Source organism: Streptomyces chartreusis (assembly GCF_008704715.1).
GTDB classification, from domain to species: domain Bacteria; phylum Actinomycetota; class Actinomycetes; order Streptomycetales; family Streptomycetaceae; genus Streptomyces; species Streptomyces chartreusis.
Genome location: NZ_CP023689.1, coordinates 9,853,748 through 9,877,382, shown reverse-complemented (window position 1 = coordinate 9,877,382; position 23,635 = coordinate 9,853,748). Strand labels below are relative to the sequence as shown.

General features: G+C 68.8%; 17 protein-coding genes. All 17 read right to left on the bottom strand.

What is annotated here, in order from left to right:
- Positions 1-3 precede the first annotated feature (3 nt).
- Entirely contained in the window at positions 4-1,059 is a 1,056-nt protein-coding gene (locus tag CP983_RS43555) for an AAA family ATPase (protein ID WP_150506200.1), read from the bottom strand.
- Positions 1,056-2,705, bottom strand: coding sequence for a VMAP-C domain-containing protein (locus CP983_RS43550; protein ID WP_150506198.1), 1,650 nt, complete (start codon positions 2,703-2,705; stop codon positions 1,056-1,058). Before CP983_RS43550 ends, CP983_RS43555 begins: the two co-directional genes overlap by 4 nt.
- Positions 2,706-3,647 (bottom strand): TIR domain-containing protein, encoded by a 942-nt coding sequence (locus CP983_RS43545; protein ID WP_150506197.1) that lies wholly within the window; start codon positions 3,645-3,647, stop codon positions 2,706-2,708.
- Positions 3,648-4,779: 1,132 nt separating this feature from the next.
- Entirely contained in the window at positions 4,780-5,265 is a 486-nt protein-coding gene (locus CP983_RS43540) for a GntR family transcriptional regulator (protein ID WP_150506195.1), read from the bottom strand.
- Positions 5,258-6,067, bottom strand: coding sequence for a hypothetical protein (locus CP983_RS43535; protein ID WP_229915112.1), 810 nt, complete (start codon positions 6,065-6,067; stop codon positions 5,258-5,260). The genes CP983_RS43540 and CP983_RS43535 overlap by 8 nt, the downstream gene beginning before the upstream one ends.
- 1,047 nt (positions 6,068-7,114) lie before the next feature.
- Positions 7,115-8,092, bottom strand: a complete 978-nt coding sequence (locus CP983_RS43530; RefSeq protein WP_150506191.1) for a hypothetical protein — start codon at positions 8,090-8,092, stop codon at positions 7,115-7,117.
- Between the two features lie 32 nt (positions 8,093-8,124).
- Positions 8,125-8,361 carry a hypothetical protein gene (locus tag CP983_RS43525; protein WP_167537855.1) on the bottom strand — a complete coding sequence of 79 codons (237 nt, stop codon included), beginning with the start codon at positions 8,359-8,361 and terminating at the stop codon, positions 8,125-8,127.
- An 11-nt stretch (positions 8,362-8,372) separates the two neighbouring features.
- Entirely contained in the window at positions 8,373-10,145 is a 1,773-nt protein-coding gene (locus CP983_RS43520; RefSeq protein ID WP_150506187.1) for an autotransporter outer membrane beta-barrel domain-containing protein, read from the bottom strand.
- A gap of 14 nt (positions 10,146-10,159) precedes the next feature.
- Complete coding sequence (locus tag CP983_RS43515; RefSeq protein ID WP_150506185.1) at positions 10,160-10,762, bottom strand: hypothetical protein; 603 nt, start codon at positions 10,760-10,762, stop codon at positions 10,160-10,162.
- Positions 10,740-14,942, bottom strand: coding sequence for a LamG-like jellyroll fold domain-containing protein (locus CP983_RS43510; RefSeq protein WP_150506183.1), 4,203 nt, complete (start codon positions 14,940-14,942; stop codon positions 10,740-10,742). The genes CP983_RS43515 and CP983_RS43510 overlap by 23 nt, the downstream gene beginning before the upstream one ends.
- Positions 14,939-16,255, bottom strand: coding sequence for a baseplate J/gp47 family protein (locus CP983_RS43505; protein WP_150506181.1), 1,317 nt, complete (start codon positions 16,253-16,255; stop codon positions 14,939-14,941). The genes CP983_RS43510 and CP983_RS43505 overlap by 4 nt, the downstream gene beginning before the upstream one ends.
- Entirely contained in the window at positions 16,248-16,826 is a 579-nt protein-coding gene (locus CP983_RS43500) for a GPW/gp25 family protein (protein ID WP_150506180.1), read from the bottom strand. The genes CP983_RS43505 and CP983_RS43500 overlap by 8 nt, the downstream gene beginning before the upstream one ends.
- Positions 16,823-17,038 carry a hypothetical protein gene (locus tag CP983_RS43495; RefSeq protein ID WP_150506178.1) on the bottom strand — a complete coding sequence of 72 codons (216 nt, stop codon included), beginning with the start codon at positions 17,036-17,038 and terminating at the stop codon, positions 16,823-16,825. Before CP983_RS43495 ends, CP983_RS43500 begins: the two co-directional genes overlap by 4 nt.
- Before the next feature lie 164 nt (positions 17,039-17,202).
- A complete protein-coding gene (locus CP983_RS43490) occupies positions 17,203-18,978 on the bottom strand; it encodes a hypothetical protein (protein WP_150506176.1) in 1,776 nt (591 codons plus the stop codon).
- Positions 18,969-19,373 (bottom strand): hypothetical protein, encoded by a 405-nt coding sequence (locus CP983_RS43485; protein ID WP_150506174.1) that lies wholly within the window; start codon positions 19,371-19,373, stop codon positions 18,969-18,971. The genes CP983_RS43490 and CP983_RS43485 overlap by 10 nt, the downstream gene beginning before the upstream one ends.
- A complete protein-coding gene (locus CP983_RS43480; RefSeq protein WP_150506172.1) occupies positions 19,370-19,879 on the bottom strand; it encodes a hypothetical protein in 510 nt (169 codons plus the stop codon). The genes CP983_RS43485 and CP983_RS43480 overlap by 4 nt, the downstream gene beginning before the upstream one ends.
- On the bottom strand, positions 19,876-23,622 hold the full coding sequence (locus CP983_RS43475) for an AHH domain-containing protein (RefSeq protein WP_189749618.1): 3,747 nt from the start codon (positions 23,620-23,622) through the stop codon (positions 19,876-19,878). The genes CP983_RS43480 and CP983_RS43475 overlap by 4 nt, the downstream gene beginning before the upstream one ends.
- Positions 23,623-23,635: the final 13 nt, after the last annotated feature.

Sequence of the window (23,635 nt, the reverse complement as noted above, 5' to 3'; positions counted from 1 at the left end):
GGCTCAGCCTCGATCCAGCAGGCGCAACAGATCCTCATCGATCAAGGACTGTCCCACCTCGGTGTCCCACAGTCCCCGTTCCGCCATGAGCAGCGCGTTGAGCAACTGGTCATTGGCCAGTGTGCCCATCTCCCGTTGCCTTGCCAGGAACTGGGCGATGATCTTCGCCCGCACCTCGACGGATCCGTTGTTCCCGCCGACGCCCGGCTCACCGAGATGCGCCGCGACCATGCCGGTCAGCTGTTTGTGATCCGCCGGCCCGATCTCCAGCCGGATGCAGCGGCGCAGGAACGCCATGGGGAACTCTCGCTCCTCGTTGCTGGTCAGCACCACGAACGGAAACTGGGTACAGGCCACTTGACCGCCCCAGACATCCGCCACCTCACGGTCGGCGGTCATCACGGACTGCTTCCCCTTCCCGAGGCGCGCAAGCTCGGGGATGACGAACTCGCCCTCCTCGAACACATTCAGCAGGTCGTTGGGGAAGTCCATGTCGCTCTTGTCGATCTCGTCGATCAACAACACCCGCGGCCGCCGCCACGGCAGCAACGCCGTTCCGAGCGGTCCGAGCCAGAGATATTCGCCGATGTCCGGTGGCTTGGGGCGCTCACTTCCGGGACTGTTCAGTACTCCGGCGTTGCTGAGCCCGGCGTCGTAGAGGCGACCCACGGCGTCGTACTCGTACTGCCCGTCCTTGAGGGTGGACCGGCTGGTGATCGCCCATCGCAGCACCGGTCCGAGCTTCAGTTCGTGCGCGACGGCGTAGGCGAGGGTGGACTTGCCGGTCCCGGGCTTGCCGGTGAGCAGCAGGGGGCGACGCAGGTGCAGTGCGAGATTCACGAGGTGTTTCGCGCGGTCGCCGGCCTGGTACGCCTCTCCCTGTCCCTTGCGGCCCAGGTGCCGGAGGTGGGCGTCGTCGTCAGGCACCTGCGGTGTGTCCAACAGCTCCGCGTCTCCCTGGCGGAAGGCCCGCCACGGAGGCGCCTCGGGCAGACGCTCAATGCCGTCGTGGGGGGTACCGGTCCCCTCGTAGACCCACCAGTCCTGTGTCTGCGTCATGCTGCTCCTTCGCCGGCGCCCCGGGTGCCGGTCATCGGGCTGTCCTGTTTCCTGAAGACACATGTCGGGTCGTCCCACAGGAGAGTGATCTGCTTACCCAGGCTCGCCGGATCACGGCGATTGCGTTTGCGCAGTTCCAGAACACTGGCCGGCAGTTCGGCCAGCAGTGCGGGTGGTCTGGCGTCACGCAGCTCGTTCAGCAGGTGGGCGGGGTCGCCCGCGTCGCGCCGCCAGACCATGACGGGAATGCCGTCCTCCAGCAGGGCCTCGAGCACCGCGTCCCGGATCAGGGGATCGTGAGGGTCGTACGGCAGGCCGAGCCCCAGGCAGGCAAGGTCGGCGTTGAGTCGCAGCCAGTCCTCGACATCGGCGGGGCCGGTCAGGTGCAGCGGCTGGTACTTGCTGTCCGGCGAACGCCAGCCCTCGACAGCGGAGTTCGCGCTGCCGCAGGGCGGCGCAGTCGCGGCAGCGGGCCCCATCCAGCCGATGCGCTCAAGTGCGTCGCCGCTCGCGCTGTCCCGGTCGAGGGCTTCCCAGCGCCGACGCCACTCGTCGTGCAGGAAGTCGTCCCTGTAACGCCTCAGGGAGCGGACGACAACCTGGCACCTGCGGCTGAGGGGGCTGTCGCCCGCGACGCTGGACCACAACTCGGCGGGATAGCCGAGCAGCGAGTCCGGAAGCAGGAACTCCACCCGCTTGTTCGCGCCCCAGTCCACCTGTTCCCGTGCGCGCCAGGCGGACAGGAACTCGTAACCGCGGAGCTTCAGTTCGGCGCCGGTGAACGACCCCGGCGAGGGCCACGAGCAGTGGAAGTCCGGCTTGGAGCCCACGATTCCCTCGTAGTGGAAACCACGCAGCGAGTAAGAGCGCTGGGTGTAGGGCACGTCGCTCGGCGCGTCCTCCTCCTCGACACGTATCTGGATGACCACCTGGCGCTCGCCGCTCACCCGCACTCCGGCGGCACCCGGCGCCAAGTGGTCTCCGCGGCTGCCGTCGAGGAGAGGGAGGACAAGTGCTTCGAGCCGGCTGGTGCGGTCCGGCTCTGCGGCGAGCAACCGGAGAAACCCGAGAAAGTCCCTTTGGGGGGCATCCGGATCCGAAGGGCGCTCCCGGGCGTCGTAGAGCTGGAACAACACGTCCGGCAGGACGGGGCGGCAGTCCAACGGCCGGCCACCGGCCCGGCGTTCGGTCATGTACTGGATCACAGCGGTGCGCCCGAACTCGAACGGATGAGCACGCAGCTCAGCGACGATACTGAGCACACAGGAGCCCGGCAGCGGACCGTTCGGCCTGGTGAGCACCTCGACCACGAGCCTGAACCACGCCGTGCCGATGTCGTTCTGCCTGACGACCGACAGTGCGTGGAGCAGCGCGTCCAGCGCCTCGGCCCTGCGGGCGCCTCGGACGATGGCACGCAGATGCGTCTCGGGGTCCGGGGACTCGCGCACGACAAGCGGGGAATCCAGGCCCATGCGCTGACCCGTCAGAAGCAGCAGCTCCTGTCGTACAGCGAGCTCGTGCAGCCCGTCGGTACTGAGCAGGATCGCCTCCAGCTGACGGTCGGCCTTCCAGTGCCGGCCACCGCCCAGGCGCTTGACCTGACGCGTTCCGAGGCGCCCGGCGAGGGGGCGGCGCCAGAGGGACACTCACGCCTCCCCGAGCACCAGTCCGCAGGCGACGAGCAGCTCCCGTACTCGCTGCGTGCCGACGTCGTCCGGCGCGATCTCCTCCAGCGCGAGATACATCGCCTTCAGCGCCGCGTCCGCGGTCAGCGTCGTACGTCTGATCCGGCGGTCCAGCGCGCGCAGATGCGTCCGCGTGTCCGGCGACTCGGGCACGTCGAAGACGCGTCCGAGTCCGAGGAACCCTCCCATCAGTTCCAGGAGTTCGTGCCGGGTGCCGAGCCGGTGCAGCGGCGGGCAGGCGGCCAGGGCGTCGAGGAGAGCCTTCTGGTCCGGAAGCACGAACGTCGCGGGTGGCGGCTGCGGTGCCGATACCGGCGCCGGCACGTTGACCGGCGCGGGCAGCGTCAGAGGCCGGGCCGTCATGCCAGCGGGTTCACGCGGGGGCAGCGCCGGCACCGGCCCCAAGGGCGGCGCGGTCTCGAACGGCTGACCGGTCAGCATTCGGAGCAGGCCCTCTGCTCCCGCGACGGTGAACCCCTCGACGTCGTAGCGGGTATGGGTGGTGCCGCCGAGCCATGCCGGCAGGTCATCGGGCGAACCTCCGGGCAGGACGACCGGAACGATCTTCTTCAGCGCGGCGTCGGGATTCTCGTACACGAGACTTCTCAGCAGCCGGGCCTCCCACTGCACGCCCGCGCCGTCACCCGGCCCGGCGTCGCCCTCCGCCCTCCGCTTGTACTCCGGCGAAGCGACGACGATCACATGACGGCTGTCACGGATGCCGCGCAGCATCCACAGAGCCCAGTCCTGGCGGCGTTCCCCCGCGGGCAGATCCAGGTCGGCGGCGATCCCGCACGACCGGAGGAAGCGGTAGAACTCCCGCACACGTCCGCTGTGCTTGTCGTCGTCGTGGGCATACGAGATGAACACCGGTTCCGGGGACCCGTGCGCTTCCTCACTCATGTGGCCTCCCCCTTGCTTGCCGCGAACCACGTCGAGTCGCTACATGATTGCTCAATCATGGCTTCGGTGAACGGGGTTTGACGATGTGTCACCACTGTGTGTCGAACTTGTGAGGGAGGAAGCGGGCTCAATCGCCGCGCCGTCCGGAGCGCAGCCGCGTCCGGCACGGCCAGCCGTCCTGCGCCGACTACGGCTGCACGCTGCCCCCCCCGGTCTGGAAGCCGCTCACAAGGCACGAGCGGAAGAGCGCGCGCATGGCCGCGCGAGCCGGACGGATGCGACCGCAGCCGCCGACCACATCGTCCGGCTGCGCGAGCGAGGTCTGTCCGCGCAGGACATGGGCAACTCGTCGGCTGTCTCCGTCAGCCATTGAGCAACCGCCCGGCCAGTAGTGCCGCCAGATGACGGCGAGGACACGAGCGCGCCGTACCGCAATGTGTACCGAGGGGACACAGCGCCCGGGGTCCCCACGTCCTGAAGGGCCAACGGTGTGAATCAACCCGAATCCGCCTCGACGGGCCCTGCCCTAGGCGATGAAGTGCGCGCGGCTGTCGTCGCGGGTGGCCCAGCACTTCCACAGCCAGGGCCCGGACTGATCCTTCGGTGTCCTCGATGGCTTGCCGGACCGCGAGCCGCGCCTCCTCGCGCCAGCCCCAGTACTGACCGGGCGTTTCCACTGCGGTGGCTCGGACCATGCCGTGCGGGTCGGTCGCGGCGCGCTTGACGACGTGGAAGACGTCCAGGACGCGGCGACGGGCAGAAAACTGGAGGTGTTGCCGGTCGTGAGTGTTGTGGGCTGCAGGCTTGTCCCAACGTCGCCAGTCTTGCAGGTCATAGCCCTTGCAAGCCGTAATCCGACAGGCCAGATCCTGCTCGATCGCCTTCTCACTCTCTGCAGCAATGCGTGTCAGACCGTCACCAGCAAGCCCTGAAACAGTTGTTCAACTGAGACGACATACCGATACGCCTCGGAGAACCACTGATTCCACGATGGGGCGGCAGCCCGGATCAGCAGTCCATTCGCTCCGGGATGGGTTGCATTCCTCCCGCCTACCCTTCAAAGCCTCGCTCAGGGTAGGAAAAGTTCGGGTGGGCCGGGGCGGCCTTCCCTGAGGCTCCTGGCGTCCGTCGATTACGCCTGCCGCTCAAGCCTGTGCCGTACTGCCGTGACTTTCACCGATGCCTCGGTGGTCCTCGGGCCACCCTTTCCGCTGTCCACGGCGGCCGGGGCAGTATCAGGCTCTGAGTTCAGGGCGTTGCGGACGGCCGTCAGGATGTCCTCCGTGCCGGCACCCAGGGCCCGGGCAGCAGAGGTGAAATCACGGGCCAGAGTGCCGAGTTGGTGAGCATCGTGCGCGTGCGGTTCGGACGGGAGGGCCGCCACCCTGGTGCCCGCGCCGCGGCGAGTGCGGATCAGCTCGGCGGCCTCCAGCTCGCGGTAGGCGCGGGCCACGGTGCCCGGCGCCAGATCGAGGTCGGCGGCGAGCTGGCGCACGGTCGGCAAGCGCTCGCCATCGGTCAACTGGCCGGTGCGGATCAGTGCGGCCAGCTGGGCACGGATCTGCTCGTACGGTGGCACCTGGCTGGTGGTGTCGACACGGACTGCGCGCTCACTCATCGTCGAAGATCCCATCGTCCGCCGCCTGGTCGTCAACCGCCCGTGGTGCCACCACAGTCACCAGGGACCATCCGAACGTGAACACGCTCAGCAGGCCCAGGGGGCAGATCGCCACGATGGTGACGGCGCCCAGCGGGCCGGCGCAGGCCCCGTCCGTGAGCGCGATGAGGAGCATCAGGACGACGAGGATCACCTGACTCGACACCAGCAGCCCCCAGGCTCCCATGATCGCCCACGCGCGATCGCGGCGCTGCTGGTAGTCGCCGGGCCCGAAGGCGATGCGACGCAGGGCCCAGATGCAGGCGGGGGTTCCGACCGCCAGGGCTGCGAACATAGGGCCGCTGTAGTGCAGGCCGGGCCAGGGGCCGAGGGATGTACTGACCCCTTCGCAGGCGACGACCATGACACGTCCCGCGCCACCTATCCGGTCGGGGCCGGAGGACGCCGTTGCGGCACCCATGAACAGGAGGCCCACGAGGGAGGCTGCTTGCAGAAGCAACAGGGGTGCCATGCGGGGCGGCACATGGTCACGGATCAGACGCGGGGCGAGACTCGCGGTGCGTACCGCTTCCTGGGGACGCAGCGTCAGGGCATCGCCGAGCAGGACGCCGCCCACCGCGCACAGGCCGAATGCCGTGATGGCCAGCACCAGGGGGGTCGTGATGTCGTCGCTCTCCATCGTGACCAACTGCTGTGCGACCACGATTCCGATGGCCAGGCCGGACCATCTGGCGTAGTGGTCGGCGTGGTCGAGCAGCCGGGACTGGAGCGGGACGGTGTCGAGCACGTGGAGATCCCCCATCGTCATCTTGTACCAAGCAGTGGGTACAAGATGCCCCGGTCGGAATCTTGTGTCAAACCCTCGACACAAGTCACCGGACTCCTCGAACACTGAGCCGACACAGGCCAATTCGCCAGGCACCCCGTCCGAACAGAACGTCTTCGGGCTGACCAATCTCACCGACCAGCCGCGGACGTCTTCGCGCAATGGCCGATCAAGCCTGGCCGTACCGCCCGGTCGGGCCGTGGGTCCGGGCGACCGGATTGCATTGCGCATTGGCATCAAGGGCCGAAGAAATAGCGGACTTCACCAGTCGGCGACACCGCCTTTCCGGCGGCCACGGCCACCGTTCCAGTAGGTTCCCGACACCCGGCGCCGGTGGTCAGAGCAGGTGCAGGGCGAGGTTGGTGCCGCCGACCTGAAGGGGGGAGTCAGCGGCCAGGTAGGCGAGCAAGCGATGGCCGTGCCCGCGCGGCCCCTTGGCAGGCCAGCCGCTCCGCTGTTGCCTAGCCCAACACGCTCAACCGGGACCGCAGCCCCGCCCGCCGCCGTGAGACCCTCGCGTGGGGCCTCTCGCTGGGACTCATCTCCGGGATCGGAGGGGTCTCACGACCCGCCTCATCGACGGGCTCGTATTCGGGATAGGAGCCGAGCTCTTCGGCCCTGTCAGGTCGGCTTCACCACGTCCCTTGGCGACACCAACTCGACCGATCCCCGCCACCCAGCAAAGGCCGATCTCCAATACGCGCTCGCGACCGGACCCCTGATCGCGGTTCTGCGAACTCCCCCTGGACCCCGACTAGCCACGCCTCCTCGGTCGCCACCGGGATCGCACTCGGACGCATCTGCGTTGCCCGGCTCCGAGCCAGAGCATGCCGCCGATGCCTGATCTTCCCGTGCTGCACCCCTCGACACCCGCCCTGGGCGCCTCGCCAGCTTCCTGTACTGGGCCTACGAAGCCGGCCTCCTCCTACACATCTCAGGAATGGGCTACCGATACCGCCATCGAGAGTTGCAGGACTGGCTCACCACACACCGACACCTCTAGGACGGGATCTCAGTCGGTGATCAGTGCTCGAATCCCCGGTTGGGAGCCCTGACATTGTCCAGGACGAGCTGGCCCTGCTTGTCGACCGCGCGGGTCACCGTCTCCTGGAGTATTCCGAACGCCGCCGCCCATGCGACGATCTGGGCTTCGCTGTCCAGGCTGCTCAAACCAGGCAGAAATTCACCGCTGATCAGCAGAATGCCCAGGGCCGCACTCAACGCACCCACCGGCAGGCGCAGTACAAGAAGTAGCACCGCGATGCGGTAAGGCCCCGACGTGCCGTGCATGGTGCGCAGTGACACGGCGCCCGCGAGCGCGGCCGCGAGAGCGCCTATGAACAACACCAGAAGCAGGTCGCCGCCTTGGGCCGAGTGACCGATGGGGCACACCATTCCCTTCGGTGGGGTGAAACAGAACTTCTCCGCGACTCCAGGGACGACGTAGCCCCACACGGCGAACAACACGGCAATGACGGTCATGATCACGACGGAGGCGGCGACGATCTGGCTGAAACTGCGCACTCTCGCTCGCTCCGCCTCCTCTGCCTGTTGCGCTGCGTGGAGGGTGCTCACGGCCAGCTCCCGCAGATCAGGAGTGAGGAGGTTACTGTTCCGCTCGAGCGCGGCCTCCAGGTTCACCAGTCGCTGGTCGTCAGCAGCCAGGTGCAGGCGGGCCTGGGTGATGATCCGCGACCCTCGCCATCCCAGCTCGCCGGCCGGCAGCAGCCGTAGAATCGCGACCTCGGCTTCATGGACATTGGCCAGGGCAGCATCCGCGTACAGTCCTGTGATCCGCTTGACGAATGTGTGCTTCTCGCTCAGGACGTGCCGCGCCGCCGCGAGTTGCTCATCGGCCTTCGCCGCCACTTCGGCGTCGGCGGGTGACAGTCCCAGCTTCGCGATCCTGTTGATCTGTGACTGTAGTTCCGCGATGTGGGCGCCGAGCCGCGCGCACCAGGCGGACCGCATCTGACCGGCCACGTCCCCGTCGTTGTCCATCGTGATGACCCTTCCATCGGAAAGGCGGCCTGTTATCGCTGCCCGTCGCCTCGGGCCTCATTGACACCGGCGGTTCCCTCGCCCCCGGTGTCTTCCTGATCGGTGGACAGCAGTTCTTCCAGCACGCGAATTGCACCGCTGACACGCAGCAAGGATTCCTTGAGCGCCGTCTCCTGCTGAACCAGGCTGTGCAACTGGTGCTCGCCCTTCTCGAAGTCCTGCTTGAGGCCGGCAAGCCGCTCCTGCATCTGAACTTGCATGGTCTTCATCCTTCCCGGAGTCACCTGCCTGCCGTGACGGTGGCGAGGACACTCCTGTCAGCCGACTGTCCGTGGACTGCTGGACACAGGTAGCGGTCCCGCTCGGCCTCCGGCTTCTCCTCCTCCGGGACGATGCGGTGCACGTTGGCCCACGCGTCCTGCCGCACGCCTGTCACCTGCCAGCACACCCTGACTCCAGGCTTGTCCGTGCGGATGGTGAAACTGTTGTCCCGGATCTCCCCGGTCACTGCGGCGATGGCCAGCTCGCCCACCGGCGTGAGCTGGTAGCGGAAGTCACGATTGAGCGCCTCGAAGTAGTCGGGGAGGACCACCTTCGCGTCGCCGTTCTCATCGGTGACGACGGTCCCGTCGTACAGGTTGGTCATCCGGGGTGACTCGACGAAGGAATGCGACAGATACTTGCCGGCCGGGTCCAGCGGGTGATCGATCTTGAAGCCGCCGCCGAGCTTTTCCAGTCGGCCGACAAAGGTCGTCACACCGGTCTCCACGTGCATCTGCATGCCCCATTGGACTGCACCGACCCCGAAGAACCCGACAGTGTTGTCGCTGGACATCCCGACGAACGCCCGGTCCCCTGCATCGTTCTGGTGGAACCAGAGTCCCGCGGAGCCGTCGTTGCCCTTCCGGATACGCATGCGGCGGGCGACATCGAGGCCACCGCCCTCCCCGGGGTGGACCGACAGCCGATCCGATCCCGACCAGAGCCGCGCACCACCCTCGAACGCGTACCACATCCAGCGACTCCCCTGAGAACCGGGATTCGCGACGTAGCCGTCGACCTGACGGTCCATGAACGACAGCCCTGCCAGGTCTCCCGAGCTGTGGATGGCGCCGTGAACGTGCAGGGGCTCCCGCGGGTCATCCGTTGCGATGCCGATCAAGCCCTGGGAGTCGATCACCATCCGGTCGGAGTCCGCAAGCACGTCAGTGAAGTGCCATCCACCGTCCTCCCCTGCAAACGTTCCATAGACACCCTCCACGTCGGCAGTGTTACTCAGTCGCAGACCGGAGCCCCACCCAGGGCCGGAGGACCGCAGGTGCAGAGCGACGGCGTCGGACTCGCCGCGGTCTATTTCCAGTGCGGCCTCGGGTGTGCCGGTGCCGATACCGACATCGCCGGTGAATTGAGCGGCTATCCGGGTTCCTGAGACGACAATGCCTGCATCGCCTTCCGCGCGGATCGCCACACCCTCAGGACTCGAGCCCATCACACCCGTACCACTCGTGCTCGTACCCGACACACCGGTACCCGCAGAGGTGAACTCGCCCGCTATCCGAGTTCCGGACGCAACGACGCCCGTGTCGCCCTCCGCACGAATAGCCACACCCCCCGGGCTCGAAGCTTTGACACCCGTACCACTCGTGCTCGTACCCGACACACCGGTACCCGCAGAGGTGAACTCACCCGCTATCCGAGTCCCGGACGCAACGACGCCCGTGTCGCCCTCCGCACGAATAGCCACACCCCCCGGGCTCGAAGCTTTGACACCCGTACCACTCGTGCTCGTACCCGACACACCGGTACCCGTGGAACCGAGGCCCGCGACCCCGACGGCGGTGTCGCCGTTGACCTGGCCCAATACCCCGAAGCCACTGGTGGTGACGTTGACACCGAACACGCCTGCGCCGGTGCCGGGCTTGCCGCTGCTGCCAATGACGGCGTGGCCCTTGGAAGTATCCCCCCATACGCCGAACTTGACTGGCGGGTTCTCCCCTGTCGGGTCGAAGCCGCTGGCACCTTCCTGAGTGTTGGGGGGACCGATGGACGCCATCGTGCTCTCCTCCTTCAGTTCGTCCGGGACCGGTACATGATCTGGAAACAGTGCAACTTCACCGCGTCGTCGGGCGCGTCGACGATGTCGACCGTGATGAAGTGCCGATGCGTCCGGTTCCTGACGACGGTCTCGTCCGTGGCTGCGAAGGCTTGGTCGAAGGCGGTAGCGACAACGATCTCGGCCGCTGTGTTGCCTTCCAGCGCACGCCGCTGCAGACGGACGGTGGGCAGAGCTCCAGTGCTCGTTCCCTCCTCGCCCAGGACCCTGAGCGACTTGATCTCCGCGCCTTCGGGGAGGCTGACGTTCATGATGCCGTGGGCCTCCCGTGGGCCCTCCGGCTTCTGCGCGAGGTCACCGACCAACTCCCAGCCGCCCTCCGTGCCCGGTGCCCCGAGGGGAAGGCGGCGAGGAGCGAGCACCGGCATCAGGGTCAGGAAAGACTCGGGAGGGGACAGTGCCTCGATCAACGGGTTGATGACGTCCGCCAGGGAGGCGAACTCCGCCGTGAGATCGTGGAACCGGGCATTGAACCCATTCGTGCCGCCTGCCTGGACCCGGTCCTGGTTGTCGATCCAGTCGACGTGGGAGAAGTTAGGGACGTACGGAGTGGTCATCGTCCTTGTCCTTGTCCGGGTGGGTGAATCGGGAGGGGTGTCGGTCGGCCGTGCGGTAGGTAGGGAAGGTGTAGGCGGGCATCAAGTCGGCGTCGGCACCGGAAAGTTCCGGGACTTGTCGGCGCAGACGCGCGGTCCGCACCTCCACTCCCACGGGATGGAACCAGTTCAGGATGTTCAACAGCAGGTCGTAGCGGTCCTTACTCATACGCAAGTCGGGCAGCGCCTCAAGCCGCGGATTGAGCCGCACCTCGCACTGATGAGGCCGCAGCCGGTTCGCGTCGAAGTAGCCGACTCGTACCGCGACGAGACCCGGTACCAGGCCCTTGACTCGAACGGAGGGGCGACTGGTCGGAGGGAGAACGGCCTGTCCCGGGCCCTCCGGCAGCACCGACCAGGCCAGTTCCTGCTCACCTCCGGGCCCCAGCAGACGCCGGGCGACCAGGCGTGGCGGCCGTGCTGGACTCTCGGTCACGGGTGCAGGGTCAGCGAGCAACACGGCTGCCTCCGTCCGCGGTGCGGTCAGCACGCACGGCCGGTACGGTGCCTCGTCCGGGCTGAGCGCCAGCGCCGGGCTGTCACCACCCGTTGCGAACACGGTGGGCAGCAGGGTGCCGCTCGCCGCATCGATCAGATGGAGGCGCCCGGTCACGGAGCCGGTTCCGGCAGTGGCGACGTACACGAAGGCGGCATTCGGGACAGTCCGCAGCGCGACGGGCAGGGTGCCGTGCGGGAAGCGGCCGATGGTCGCCTCCGGTGTGCGTGCGTCGGCCGCATACCGTTGGACGGCACCGGTGCGTCCCGTCGGCGGGGCATCGATGACGCACCCCACGTAGAGCCGGCTTCCATCGGGTGAGAAGACCGCGGCGGGCGCGTCGACGGCACCCGTGTCGACCGGGGCGTCGTGCGGGGCAAGGCCAGGGCGGCCAAGCCACTGGATGCGCCCGCCCCCGAGCAGAACTGCGAGCCCCTGGCTGTTCGGCGCGACCGCGAGGGCACGAGGCGTTCCCGGCAGGGTCGCCCCGGCGGTCTCCTGGCCACTGTCCGGGTCGTACGCGTGCACCGAGTTGTCACCGGCGTACGCGACATACAGCCGTTCACCGTCGGTGCCCAGTGCCACGGGACGCGGCCCGGTCAAGGTAACGGGTTCCGCAGCAAGCGTCACCGGATGGAGGGCCTGGACCGTGTCCGACCGCTCATGGGCCACGTAGAGACGTCCGCCGACAAAGGCGAGCGGGCCGGGGAAGGGCACCACGGGCTCCGAACGTGCCAGGGTCAGCATGGGCGCGTCTTCCTCGCGTTCGGCCTCGACGGCGAAGGACGTCACCCGGTGACTCCCTTGGAGGGAGAGGTAGAGCCGGCCGCCGCCGTCGTCGAAGCAGGCGTCGACGGGCTCGGCGTGGCCGAGTGCGCTGAGTGTCGCAGCTTCGTCGACGCTGATCTCGGTGGGACCGCTCAGCTCCACCTGGTCGCCGGAGGCGACCGTGACCTCGATGCGGTTCTCGGTGCCGGGTACTGGGGGTGTGTCGTCGGTCGGGACGGCGATGAGGTCGAATCCCGCGGCGAAAGCACGCGCTGCCAGGGCAGATCCGGTGAAGGCGGAACTGCGCAGCTCCAAAGCTCTGCCCTCGCGGAAGGGGCCAGGGCCTTCGGGGTCGAACGCTCTGAGCACCTGGAGTGAGTGGGGGATGCCCTCGAACTGGTCGAGCAGCCGGTCGAGGGCACGAGAGGTTCCGGCCTGCATCCGCCGGTTGGCGATGCCGGTGCCGTATTCGACGGGGCGGGGCGGCACCGCCAGGTCGTCGGTACGTGTGACGAGGTGAAGTGGGTCGAAACTGTCCGCGGACGGTCCGCCCGTGGCCTGCGCGCCGACATCGACGAAGCCCGCGCGGCTGATCGACTGTCCAGCGGCGAGCCCGGCGGCGGAGAGGCCGATGCGCACGATCCGGCCGACCCCTCGGGTGTGTCCGCCCTGTTTCACCTCGGCCTGCACCGTCACTTCTCCCGCGGCGCGGGCGTCCAGGCGGGCCGTGGCGCCCTGGCTGACCGCGGCGTCCCCCGCGCCGGAGCGGGTGACCGTCCATCGGACCTCCGCCCCGGCCAGCCGAGCCGGACTCGGCTCCAGGTCGAGGTCCAGATGGCCGTCGGCCGGCACGTCCGTACCCAGCAGGGGCTCGGGCGTGGCCGGCCCGGTGACGATCCGGAAGGCCGAACCGGCCGGCTGGGCAACGTGGACCAGGCCGTCCAGCGTGTGGTGCACCCAGCCGAATCCGGCCGCGTGGGCGTGCACGGCAAGTTCCCCGGAGTTGAGGGTGTCGTGACGTAGGAGCAGCGCCCTTCCGACCCTGTACAGGTCGGTGGCGGCCGGGTCGTGGGCACGCAGGACGTGCAGTCTGCCCGGCCTGCCCGCCAGGGCCGACTCGGCGCGCTCCATGAGGATGTCCAGCGCTTCCTTCACACGGAGTTGCATCAGGCGGTTCTGCTCGCCCGGGGCGAACGCGAGACGTGCCTCGTCCTCGCCGGTGTACCGGCACAGCCAGGCGTCGTCGAAGTCGCCCTCCTCGTCGGCGATCCCGACTGCCTGGGCCTCGTCGCTGCCGCGGTCGCCGTCGGCGGCGATGCTCTGCCCTCGTCGCAGGGGGCCGGGCAGCACGCGCAGTACCAGCGAGCCGCCCGTCGGGCCGCCCTCCGCCTCGCGCACCTCGAACGGTGCCGGGTCCGCGGTCAGGCGGGGGTCGTCAGTGAGGGGCCCCGCCTCCTTGAGGGTCTCATTGAGGGCATGCTGGAGGCCGTCCTTGGTGGGTACAAGCCAGCGTTGGAAGAGGTGCAGGCGCGCCCGGTAGTGCTCGTCATCCTCCCCCGTCACGGGAGCGAACGATGTGCGAGCGGTGCGCGAGATGCGCACCTCCTCCAGTAGGCCGGTGAACTGGGCGAGGGCGGTGGTGCCGTCAGGCGCCGATTCCTGTCCCTGGCCGAGGATCAGCGGGTGCGGACTGGTCAGGGCGCCGAGCTGCGCCACGCGTTGCCTGACCGTCTCGTGGCCGTCGAGGAGCAGTGTGGTGAGGGCCGGTGGCGGGCCCGCGGGCGCTCCAGCGGGAGATGGCAATCGCTCGACGACCGCGGCCACGTGGTGGAAGGAACCGTCGCCCAGGTCCCGGTCCGCGTACAGCTCTACCGTTCGGCCGTCGCCGTCGGCGAGTGACAGCCGCAGATTGTGGTCGACCTCTCTGAACGGGCCGATGGTCAGGGCCCAGCCGGGCGAGGCCGCCGTGTTCAGCACCGCGCGTTTGGCGACGACCGCGCCGGTCGTGGTGGTGCCGGTTTCCGGGCGGACGACCGCCTCGACGGTGAGGGAGGTCTCCGTCCCCACGGCGAAGTCCGGGCTGTCGGTGGCCAGGGTGACGCGGGCGGCGCCGGAGAAAGAGAAGGCTCGTGAGAACCGGCCGGTACGCCCGCCACGGGCACCCGTGTTGGTGCACCGGTGGCTGGGGGCGCCGAACCGCTCGCCTACGCTGACCACGGTGGCGTCGTCCCCGGCCACCTCGTCCAGGTGGTAGAGGGCCACGGTGTCCTCGTCCCAGGTGTGCGGCCTGGGAGGGAAGCGGGGCGCGCCGAGGTCCAGGCCCAGCAGGTCCAGGCTCGCGCCGCGCGCGGTGCGAGCACTGCGTTGGTCGGCGACCTCGGCGAGGCGTCCGCTCAGGTCCTCGTAGTCGTGCCCGATCACCCACAGGGCCTTGGCGAGGTTGCCCAGCAGTGCGGTGAGACGCCAGGCATCGGACGTCGGCGGGGCGGGAGCCAGCGGCTCGACTCGGGTGAGTGTCCATTGGTGGGTCCGTTCGCCATCCCGGACGGGAAGGGGCACGGCCATGGTCCGGTCGGCTGGCCAGCCCACGGGGACCGGCACGTCGACGGACTCTTCGGGGGCTGCGCCCTGCGGCGTGCCCCGGGTGAAGAAGACGCGGACCGTGAGCGGTTCGGCGGGCTCCCGCCGAGGGGCCAGCAGGTAGCGAGGTGAGTCCGGGAACCGCCCGTACCGGTTCAGGTACTCCTCAAAGCCGTATCTGGCGAGCAGTGTCCGTGTCCCGGGGACCGGTTCGAGCGTGATGTCGAGCCGCTCCATGCCCCGGTCGTAGGCCGGGGTGAGGCCGCGTTGCATGATGCCGAGGAAGTCGATGGTCATAGGTTCGAGACCTGGATGTCGATCAGTGGGCTGTCTATCGCAAACCGGGCAACCTCGTCGGCCGCCAGCCGGAGGTTCTCGCCGACGGAGAGCTCTTGGGCGCTGCCGAACACCGCGCCGCGGTGGATGACGCCGCCGAACACCGGGGCTTTGCGGCGCAGTCGAAGGTTCTGCACGTCGACCACACCCGGGGTCGACCGGGCGGTCAGGACGACGTCCGAGTGGAGCACGGCGCGGCCGAGCCGGAGCCGGTCGACGCCCTCGTGCAGGGCGGCCAGGAGTTGGCCCCTGATGGCGTCGGCATTGTGTCCGGCATCGGTCACCAACGTGGCCCGGATGCCGACGTCGACCTGGTTGGCCGGTTTGACGCGGGGGAAGACAGATACCGGCCGCCACTGGCGCACGGTGTCCATCACAACGTCGTGCACGGCCGGGATGTCACCCTCCTCCCTGAACCACGGCCAGCCGGGCTCGACGGCCACCACGACGTCGAACTGGTACGGGGAGCCGGTCTGGCTGCTGCCGGAGAACACGTGTTGTCCAAAGCGGTAGCTGCCGAACCGGCCGTCCGAGGGGTCCACGCCGCCGAGCGGGTCGAAGACCGCGGCATCACGGACGCCGGGAAGGTCCAGGATCCGGGTCACCAGGGCGTCCTGGGTCCAGAGCGTGCGGGGTACGCCGAGCAGCCTGGCGCGATAGACGTCATCGGGTTCCAGCAGCTCCCCTCCGGTGATGGCCTCGGGGTTGGTGACGTCGACATGGGCAGGTCCGAGGTTGAGATGCGTACGCGCCCAGACGGGTTCGATCCGCAGTTTCCGGGCTGCCGGCAGATCGCCGTCGGGGCCGCGCTCGACGGCACGGACGATCGCGCGCACCGGCTGTGCGCCGGCTCTCAGTACGACCGGGGTGAGGAGGCGCAGACTCTTCCTGGGCGGTTCCTCCGTCTCGACGACGGTGCCCGGCGGCAGGACCCGCGTCTGGTCTGGCGGGGTGCCGCTGAGGGTGAGTTCCACCTCGCCGGTGGCCTGGAGCATGCGCCGGGGCACTCCGAGGTCGGTGCCGAGGAGGTCGAGCGCCGCGCCCTGGGCAGTGGTGCCGAAGTTGGCGTAGAACTGGGATTCCAGGCCCTGCCACAGTTCATGGACGTGTACGGCGGCGGCATCGAGGATCTTGCGCAGAGGGCTGCCCGACGTGAGGTCCACGTCGTCGCCGAACATGGCACGGGCGCGGCTCTGCTGGTCGGCGACGATGCGGTCGATGCCCTTGACCACGAATCCGTCCGCGGTCACGCCATAGGTGTCGTGGTCATTCAAGGCGTCCTCCTGACTGGAGCGTCAGCGTGTCGCCGGCGACGGTTTCGATGATCACGTAGGCCGTGTAGGACCGACTGGACGGGACATCGTGCGCGGGGCGCGAACCGGAGAATCCCTGGGCGCGGGGTCGGAGTTCGAAGAAGCGGGGGTCGTCCTGGAAGAAGACCTCGCGGATGTCGGTGATGCGACGGTCGGCGGCCAGGCAGCGGACGAGTTCCAGCCGGATGTACTCCTTGCGTGCGAGCCGGCTCATCGGATAGCGGCCCACCGCGAGGCGGTCGAAGCCGAAGGTCGTGTGGAGCCGGTCGCTGCCCAATTGGGTCTCCACGGTCAGCGTCAATGCCTGCCTCAGGGCGTCCAGTCCTTCGACGGTCGCGGGATTGCCGGTCGTGCTGTCGATGACAAGGTCACCCTCGTCCATGGCGAGGCTGCGACCGAGCCCTGGCGCGCCCGCCGGGTCGGGGAGCGCGGCACCGGGCACGGTGAACCCGAGCCCCCCAAGGTCGAGACCGGGTTCCTGGCCGAATCCGGGGATGGTGCCAGGAGCCGGACCCGTACCGGGGATGCTCATGAGATCGCCTCCAGAAGGTTCTGTCCGGGGTCGGCCACGCTCCAGGTGCCCGGTGGGGCCCCGGGCGGGAGGGTGACGCCCCGTGCGGTGGACAGCAGCACCGGTGTGCCGCCGACCGACAACTTGTGCGACTGGCCGGGCGGCAGGGCGGCCGTCGTGACGCAGGGCGCCGGCCGGCCGGTGGGGTCTGCGCAGGCACAGGGAACGACCATGCCGGGTACCGGATTTGCGGCGGAGCCGAACGTGACTCCGGCCTCGGATCCGACGGTGAGCGCGCCTTTGCCACGTACCGTCAGGTGCCGGCTGCCGCCTGTCAGTCGCAGCCGGCCGCCGTGGGAGCACGTGAGAACGGCGCCTTCGACGAGGACTAGTGCCATCAGCTGATCGCCACCTTTCCCTTCCCCACGGTGAGGGTCGCGCCGCCGGCGCTGAGGGAGATCGCACCGCCGCTCGCCGAGACCTTGACGTCCTTGCCGGGCCCCGCGGACACGGTGATGTTGCCGTCCTTGTCGAATCGGACCTGGGCGCCCGAGCTGTGGCTCAGCAGGAGTTCCTCGGCAGGTCCGGGAGTGGGGCGGTGACCGACATCGGAGCACTCGCCGGCGCCGACGGAGATCTTCAGCCCGATCGCCTCCACCACCCGGTGCCCGTCGACGGTGGTGAGGTCGTTGACGCCCTTGTTGATGGGCCGGGGGTCCGGACCGGCCGACAGTTCGGTGGGCAGACAGAGCCACCAGTCTCCGGCTTGGGCCGCAGGGCGGTCCATAGCGGCGTCGTTGGCCCACAGGAAACCGGTGATGACGGCGTCCTCGCGGTCGTCGTGCACCTGGTTGAGCAGCGTACGCATGCCCGCGTACACCGGGACGGACAGGCCGACCTTGTGCCAGGCGAACGGTGTGGCGAGTGGTTTGTCGTACAGCGCCGGGCCGTTGGGCTCGATCGGCAGGTCGACGCTCGGCGCGGCCACTGCCTTGCCCGGTTCCTGGCCGTACGTCACGGTGGCCACCCGTCCGGCTGGGTCGGCGGACCGGATCTGGCCGATGTCGACCGAAGGGGTGATGGTGTGGTCGTCGCGGATCTTGGCCGCGATGGCGTCGGCGATGGCCAGGGGGCTGCCCTTGCGCACGGTTTCGGTCGTACCCCGGTTTCCTTCGCCCTTCTTGAAGGGCGCGGCCCGACCGGTGCAGACATAGCCGGTGCGAGGTGAGAAGGAGTGCGTGAGCTGGATGATGCGGTAGCCCTTCAGCGGGTTCTGATAACCCTCAACGCTCGCCGCGACCAGTTCTCCGGCTCGCAGCCCGGGAACTCCCAGAGCGGTGAAGTCAAAGGCCGGCACTGGGTTCTCGGCCGGCGGATCGGCGGTCACCCGCTGCTTTCCGGTGGCTCCGATGCGCACCGGCTGGAACTCCGCGAGGCGTGTGCTCGTGCTGAGGGTGACCAGGCTGTCCTCCCGCATGATCAGGGACAGGAGGGCCGACAGGTCGGGTACCGTCGGCAGTCCGCTTGTCTGCGGGTGGGTGACGGCCGTCCCGAACTGGGCCTCGCCGTCCTGCACCAGGAGTTCCGCGCCGTAGCGGTCGGCGATCCGCTCCAGCAGCCCGAAGGCGTGCGGCGCGTCGGCGCTGATGCTCGGCTGCTCGGGTCCGGTGGGGGTCACGTCACCGACGAGCTTGACTTCGGCAGCCTCAGCTATGGCCTTGGCCGCATCGGCTGGTGTGCATTTCTCTTTGGAGAAGTGGGCCGGTTCCCGCTTGCCGCTCTTCTTGTCGACGTTCACAGTGATCAGGCGGAAGGACGCCTCCTCGTACCCGGTGAGTCTCATGCCCAGGGGCGGGAAGCGCTTGGAGGCGGTGATGGCGTCCACCCGTCCGACGAGAACAGGCTTGCGCGAGAGAGGGTTCTCCAGATAGCCGAGAGTGATCTCGATGGGGATGCCGCCGACGGTGCCGCGCTCGCCGGTGAGCGCGCCGGTCAGTTTCCGGTGGGCGGAGAGGGGCAGGGCGGACAGGTGGACCTCGAAGTCCCCCGGCTGCCCGAGGCCGTAGTTCACCGTGATTTCTGCGTCGGACAGGATCATGCCGCCGGAGACGTCGTTGGACACCTTCAGCCCGAGGGTGGGGAAGTTGATCCCGTACCAGAGGATCACGCCCATCGCTGCGCCACCCCCAGAACGATGCTGCTGCCGTAGTGGCCACGGCCGTTCAGGTTGCCCCTGGCCAGCTTCGCCTCCAGGAGACGGATCGCCAGCCGGTCGGCATGGTGGACGAGGTCCGGCTCGGGAACCAGTTTGCGAAGGAAGACCACGCGGGGGCCGTCGGGCCCTCGGCGTGCCACCCGGAGCACCAGGTACCCCGGGGGCGAGGCCGGCTCGGTGATGCTGCCCGGTGACGCCAGGTCGTACAGCGTCCCGGGAGGATCTTCGCCGGTGTTGTCCAGAACGGCGTACAGTCCGAAGTCGTACCCTGTCCCGCCCACGACGCAGCTGAACGCCTGCGGAAGCCCCTCGTCAGGGGCGACGGGCAGCCGGTGGAATTCGAGGGCGTTCACAGGGTGCCTCCCAGCTGGCGCTCGACCGGCACCATTCCGCTGACGCTGGGGACGGCTGCCGTGCCGGCGGCCAACGCGATGTCCAGGGCCTCGCCGATGACAGCGGTCAGCGTGGAGCGCGGTACGTGTTCCAGGGTGATGCTGACGTCGAGGGCATCTCGTTTCTGGTTGGACTGGGTGAACCGCAGGCTGCTGATCTGCATGTCGAGGCAGACGGTCATACCGCAGACCACGGGCAGACCGGCGAGGTTCATCATGGGTGCGGTGGCCGGAGCCAAGGCCCGCGAGGTCAGCGCCATCGCCTCCAGCAGCTTCTTGAAAATGAGCCGGCTCCCTCCGACCAGCACCGCTTCGACCGCGATGGTGCGGGTGGTTGGCGACACGAGCTGGGCGAGTTTGCTGCCGGCGATGCGGGCCACCTGGTAGCCCTCGTTCAAGGTCAGGCTGGTGACGGTGAGCAGCGGCACCGGGCCGATCAGGACGGGGACGTTCACTCCGGCTGTCATGGCTTGCTCCTGCTCGCTCTCGTGGTGCGACGGTCGGCGGCCTCGACGATGTCGAGGAACTCTTCGTCCGTCAGCCAGTCGATGTCCGCTCGTTGCTCCATGAGCAGCTCGGCGAACCGCTGCCCCTTGGTGGCGTTGTCCTCGACATGGAAGAACTGGCCGTTCAGCAGCTCCTCCCCGATCGCGGCGAGGGTCTCGCGGACGGTGCCGTTGTGCTTGGCCTCGATCAGCCGGAGGGTCAGTTCCTTGTAGTACGCATCGGTGTGCAGCGTGGGGTGGCGTGTGTAGGCCTGAGGGACAGTGCGTGGGTCCAGGGACGTGCGGGGCAGGTGGATCCCGTTCTCGGCGGCGTTGCGCCATGCGATCCCCGCCTCGTCGAGGATGCGGCGGGCGATTTCGGCACGCGGGTCACCCTCCGGCACTATGTGATGCGTCTCGTGGCCCGGCGGACGCGGGTTGTGGGCACGCGCCATGTTGTCCGCCAGTTCCTGCGACGGCCGACCACCCTGAGTGGTGCGCTGGTGCCGCTGCTCGCTCAGGCTCAGGGCGTCCGGTGGTACCTCGTCCGGCTCGTGGAGCAGCGCCCGCTCGTCGTGACCCGCCCACTTCTCGGCGTCCTTCCAGGCCGCGGCGAGGTCCGCCTCGTCGGCGTAGCTTCCGGCGCGATCCAGGCGTCGGGCCTCGAACCGGTCGAGGATCTCCGTCACCAGCCAGGGATCCTTGCGGGACCGCCGTACCAGTCCGTCCAGGAGCCGCTTGATGACGGCCGATTCCACCGCGCCCTGCTGGTAGCGGCCCCTGAGGGCGGTGATCCGCTCCAGAACCACCGCTCGCTGCGCCGCGCCTGCCGCGTCGCCCGCCCGCATGGCCGCACCGCCGGCCACGCGGCTCCAGGCCACCGGATCGTCCTGGGTCAGCCGGGACAGCAACTCGGCGTATTCGGCCATGCGGTCGCCCTCACGGGCTTCGTTCCGAAGGCGTGCGAGGTCCAGCAAGATGGCGTCCAGCAGACGGACGTCGCCCGCAGATCTGGTGACGGCCGCCCGCACCACGTCGAAGCCGACTTCCCGGACAGCGTCCATCCGCATCCGCTTGGACGCGAGCACGGTCAGGAGGTCCAGCTCGACCTCGCGGCCCGGCCCGATCCGCGGAAGTCCGATGTGCTCCATGGTCGCCAGCAGCACGCTGCCCTCACCGTCCTCCAGCATGGCGGCGAGCCGGGCGAGTTCCGGCGTGTCGAAGCCGTGCGGGCCCGCCAGGTGACGGAAGGCGCGGCCCAGTTCCTCCGAGAGGCCGCCCGACTTCATGGCGAAGGTGTGCAGGAGTTCGGTCTTGCGCTGCGCCGCCTCAAGGGCGGGTCCCAGTTCCGGATGCGCGGCCAGCTCGGCCAGTGTGCTGCCCTCTCGCACCTCGAACCGCTCCAGCATCGAGACCAGCCGGCGCTGGTCGTCGACCGGCAGGTGGTAGAGCAGCGCCAGGATGTCCTTGTCCTCCTTGACGACCCGCAACACGTCGCTGCCGGCTCGCATCGCCGTGGCGAGCCGCACCAGTCGCGCCGCGACCACCTCGCCCTCGGCAGTTTCGGCCACCTTGCCGAGCGTTGTGAGGATGCGGAGCACCAGCGCCAGCTTCTCGGTGAGTCCGACCGCGGCAGCCGCCGCCTTGATCTCTCCGAAGCCGACGAACCAGGATCCGACCTCGACCACGACGGCCCACTTGATCTTGGCAATGACCCTCTCCCCGATGTGCAGCAGGGCCGCGCCCTGAAGTCCATGGACCAGTTGGGGGCCGATGTGCTTGACCACCTCGGCGCATTCCGCCTGCGCGGGCCGGTAGCCGAGACCTGCCAGCTCGAACATCAGCAGCAGCCGTACGAGCTGCCCGAGCCCTTCGATCATCTGGGCCGGCCTGCTCACCATCAGCGCCAGGCCCTCGATCATCCCGAGGAGCATGTCCACGACCGCCACCGCTGCCGATTCGATCTGCAGCAGCACCGACATGCCCAGCCGTAGCGTGCCGCCCTCCAGCACGCTGCGCCGGAGCGACTCGCGTACCTCCGGCGGGGTCTGGAACGCCTCGTCGAACAGCGTCGACAGCTCGCCCACGGTGAACCGGCGGTGGTTCCCGAAGCGCTCGCCAACCGTCGTGAGCAGGCTCCACAGGGTGTCTCCGACGTCCCGGAAGAGCTGTTCGTCGATCTTGTGTTGGGCCAGCACGGCTCGTACGGCGTCCAGTTCTGCGATGCTTTCCAGCGACCGCATGATCTCGACGATCGCGAGTTCGTGCTTCTCCCATGTCCAGGCCTGCACCAGGACCTCCAGGTAGCGGGCCTTCGTCTGCCAGTCGACCAGGGAGAAGGCGACCACGCCGAGGAGCGCCAGGCGGTCGGCCGCTTCCTGGAGGCGGTCGTCTGCACCCTCCAGTACTTGCTCGACGAGTTCGTCCAGGTCGCCGAAGACCAGCTCCCGAGCTTTGGCCGGCGCGAGCTTCGGTCCTCCCGTGCGCAGTCGCTCGGCCAGCCGGGTGCCGGCAGCCGGATCGGGGGTCAGGAAGTTCCCCTCCTTGGAGACCACTGTGTGAACGACGTAACGTCGGCCGGCATCGTCGATCACGCTTCTGAGAACCTCTCCGCCGCCGACGGTGACCATCTGCAGGTCGCCGCCCTTGAGCGGCCACCCCTCGGCAATGCGCTTCAGCTCCCTGTCCGAGACCGTGGGTGTGGTGGCGAGCGCCCAGAGTCGACTGTCCGGCTCCCCCACCGGACCCTCCAGAATGACGAACGACTGGGTGCCGAAGATGCCCGCGCCAAGTTGGACCGCCCTGATCATGCTGGAGGCCCTGACATGGCGGTCGGCTCCTCCGACGGTCACCACCCGGCCGCCGAGAAGGTGCATCACTACGTGCCCCTCAAACACGCTGGGACCTGCGGCCACTTCGTCCTTTGCCGACTCACGAGTCTCCGGCTCGGCTGCTGGTGGCTTGCCCGGCTCTTCGGACCGGTCCGGTCGGGCCAAGGTCGCGGGCTCGAGTGCGGGCGGCGCTGCGCCGGACTGCTCCGGCTCGGCGGGCGCGGGCCCGGTGGGCGCGGGCCCGGTGGGCGCGGGCCCGGTGGGCGCGGCGGCAGACGGGGCCGACGCCGTGGGCACCGCGGCGGCCTCCGGCAGACGAACGGGTTCCGGGCCGTGCCCGGTCGAGGTCCTCGGCAGGTCCTCAGCGTCCACGACATCGCCCGGCAGCGCCATGGCGAGCCGCAGGCTGCCGTAGTGTCCGTCCGTGACCTCAGCGTTCGAGGGGGCAATCAATTCCGCGGTGCCTGCAGTGTCATCGACGCTGTCGGCGTCACCGACGTCACCGACGGTCGTGGAGTCCTCGATGCCCGTGGCGACCGTCCGAACCGGCTCGGCCAGAACCAATGCTCCGGGCGACGAAGCCGGGGTGGGCAGCCCCTCGGAGGGCTGCAGAGCGGCGACGGCGCAGGCGACGGCGTCGAGCAGTACCCGTTCCAGCGCGTGCCGACGGTCCTCACCGGGGTCGCCGTCGAAGTGCACGGACTCAGGCAGGTGCGGCCGGACGCTGAACTGCGCGTCGCCCTGTCCCGCGGCTGCGGCGTGCAGTTGGTGTCGCGCCGCGTCCATGCGGGCGGTGAGTGCCGTGCCGACGGCTCGCCCGAGTTCCTCGAGCTGTGGTTCCGCCAGTTCTCCGATCCTTACCGTGATCGGGAAGTAGCACACTCTGCGCGGCATCACTGCTCCTCGG

What these genes read in the sequence shown, in the direction of transcription:
- CP983_RS43540 (WP_150506195.1), bottom strand. Translation starts at nt 5,265, where the DNA reads ATGAGTGAGCGCGCAGTCCGTGTCGACACCACCAGCCAGGTGCCACCG.
- CP983_RS43510 (WP_150506183.1), bottom strand. Translation starts at nt 14,942, where the DNA reads ATGACCATCGACTTCCTCGGCATCATGCAACGCGGCCTCACCCCGGCC.
- CP983_RS43475 (WP_189749618.1), bottom strand. Translation starts at nt 23,622, where the DNA reads ATGCCGCGCAGAGTGTGCTACTTCCCGATCACGGTAAGGATCGGAGAA.
- CP983_RS43520 (WP_150506187.1), bottom strand. Translation starts at nt 10,145, where the DNA reads ATGGCGTCCATCGGTCCCCCCAACACTCAGGAAGGTGCCAGCGGCTTC.
- CP983_RS43530 (WP_150506191.1), bottom strand. Translation starts at nt 8,092, where the DNA reads ATGGACAACGACGGGGACGTGGCCGGTCAGATGCGGTCCGCCTGGTGC.
- CP983_RS43525 (WP_167537855.1), bottom strand. Translation starts at nt 8,361, where the DNA reads ATGAAGACCATGCAAGTTCAGATGCAGGAGCGGCTTGCCGGCCTCAAG.
- CP983_RS43515 (WP_150506185.1), bottom strand. Translation starts at nt 10,762, where the DNA reads ATGACCACTCCGTACGTCCCTAACTTCTCCCACGTCGACTGGATCGAC.
- CP983_RS43490 (WP_150506176.1), bottom strand. Translation starts at nt 18,978, where the DNA reads ATGGGCGTGATCCTCTGGTACGGGATCAACTTCCCCACCCTCGGGCTG.
- CP983_RS43480 (WP_150506172.1), bottom strand. Translation starts at nt 19,879, where the DNA reads ATGACAGCCGGAGTGAACGTCCCCGTCCTGATCGGCCCGGTGCCGCTG.
- CP983_RS43535 (WP_229915112.1), bottom strand. Translation starts at nt 6,067, where the DNA reads ATGGGGGATCTCCACGTGCTCGACACCGTCCCGCTCCAGTCCCGGCTG.
- CP983_RS43555 (WP_150506200.1), bottom strand. Translation starts at nt 1,059, where the DNA reads ATGACGCAGACACAGGACTGGTGGGTCTACGAGGGGACCGGTACCCCC.
- CP983_RS43495 (WP_150506178.1), bottom strand. Translation starts at nt 17,038, where the DNA reads ATGGTCGTTCCCTGTGCCTGCGCAGACCCCACCGGCCGGCCGGCGCCC.
- CP983_RS43500 (WP_150506180.1), bottom strand. Translation starts at nt 16,826, where the DNA reads ATGAGCATCCCCGGTACGGGTCCGGCTCCTGGCACCATCCCCGGATTC.
- CP983_RS43545 (WP_150506197.1), bottom strand. Translation starts at nt 3,647, where the DNA reads ATGAGTGAGGAAGCGCACGGGTCCCCGGAACCGGTGTTCATCTCGTAT.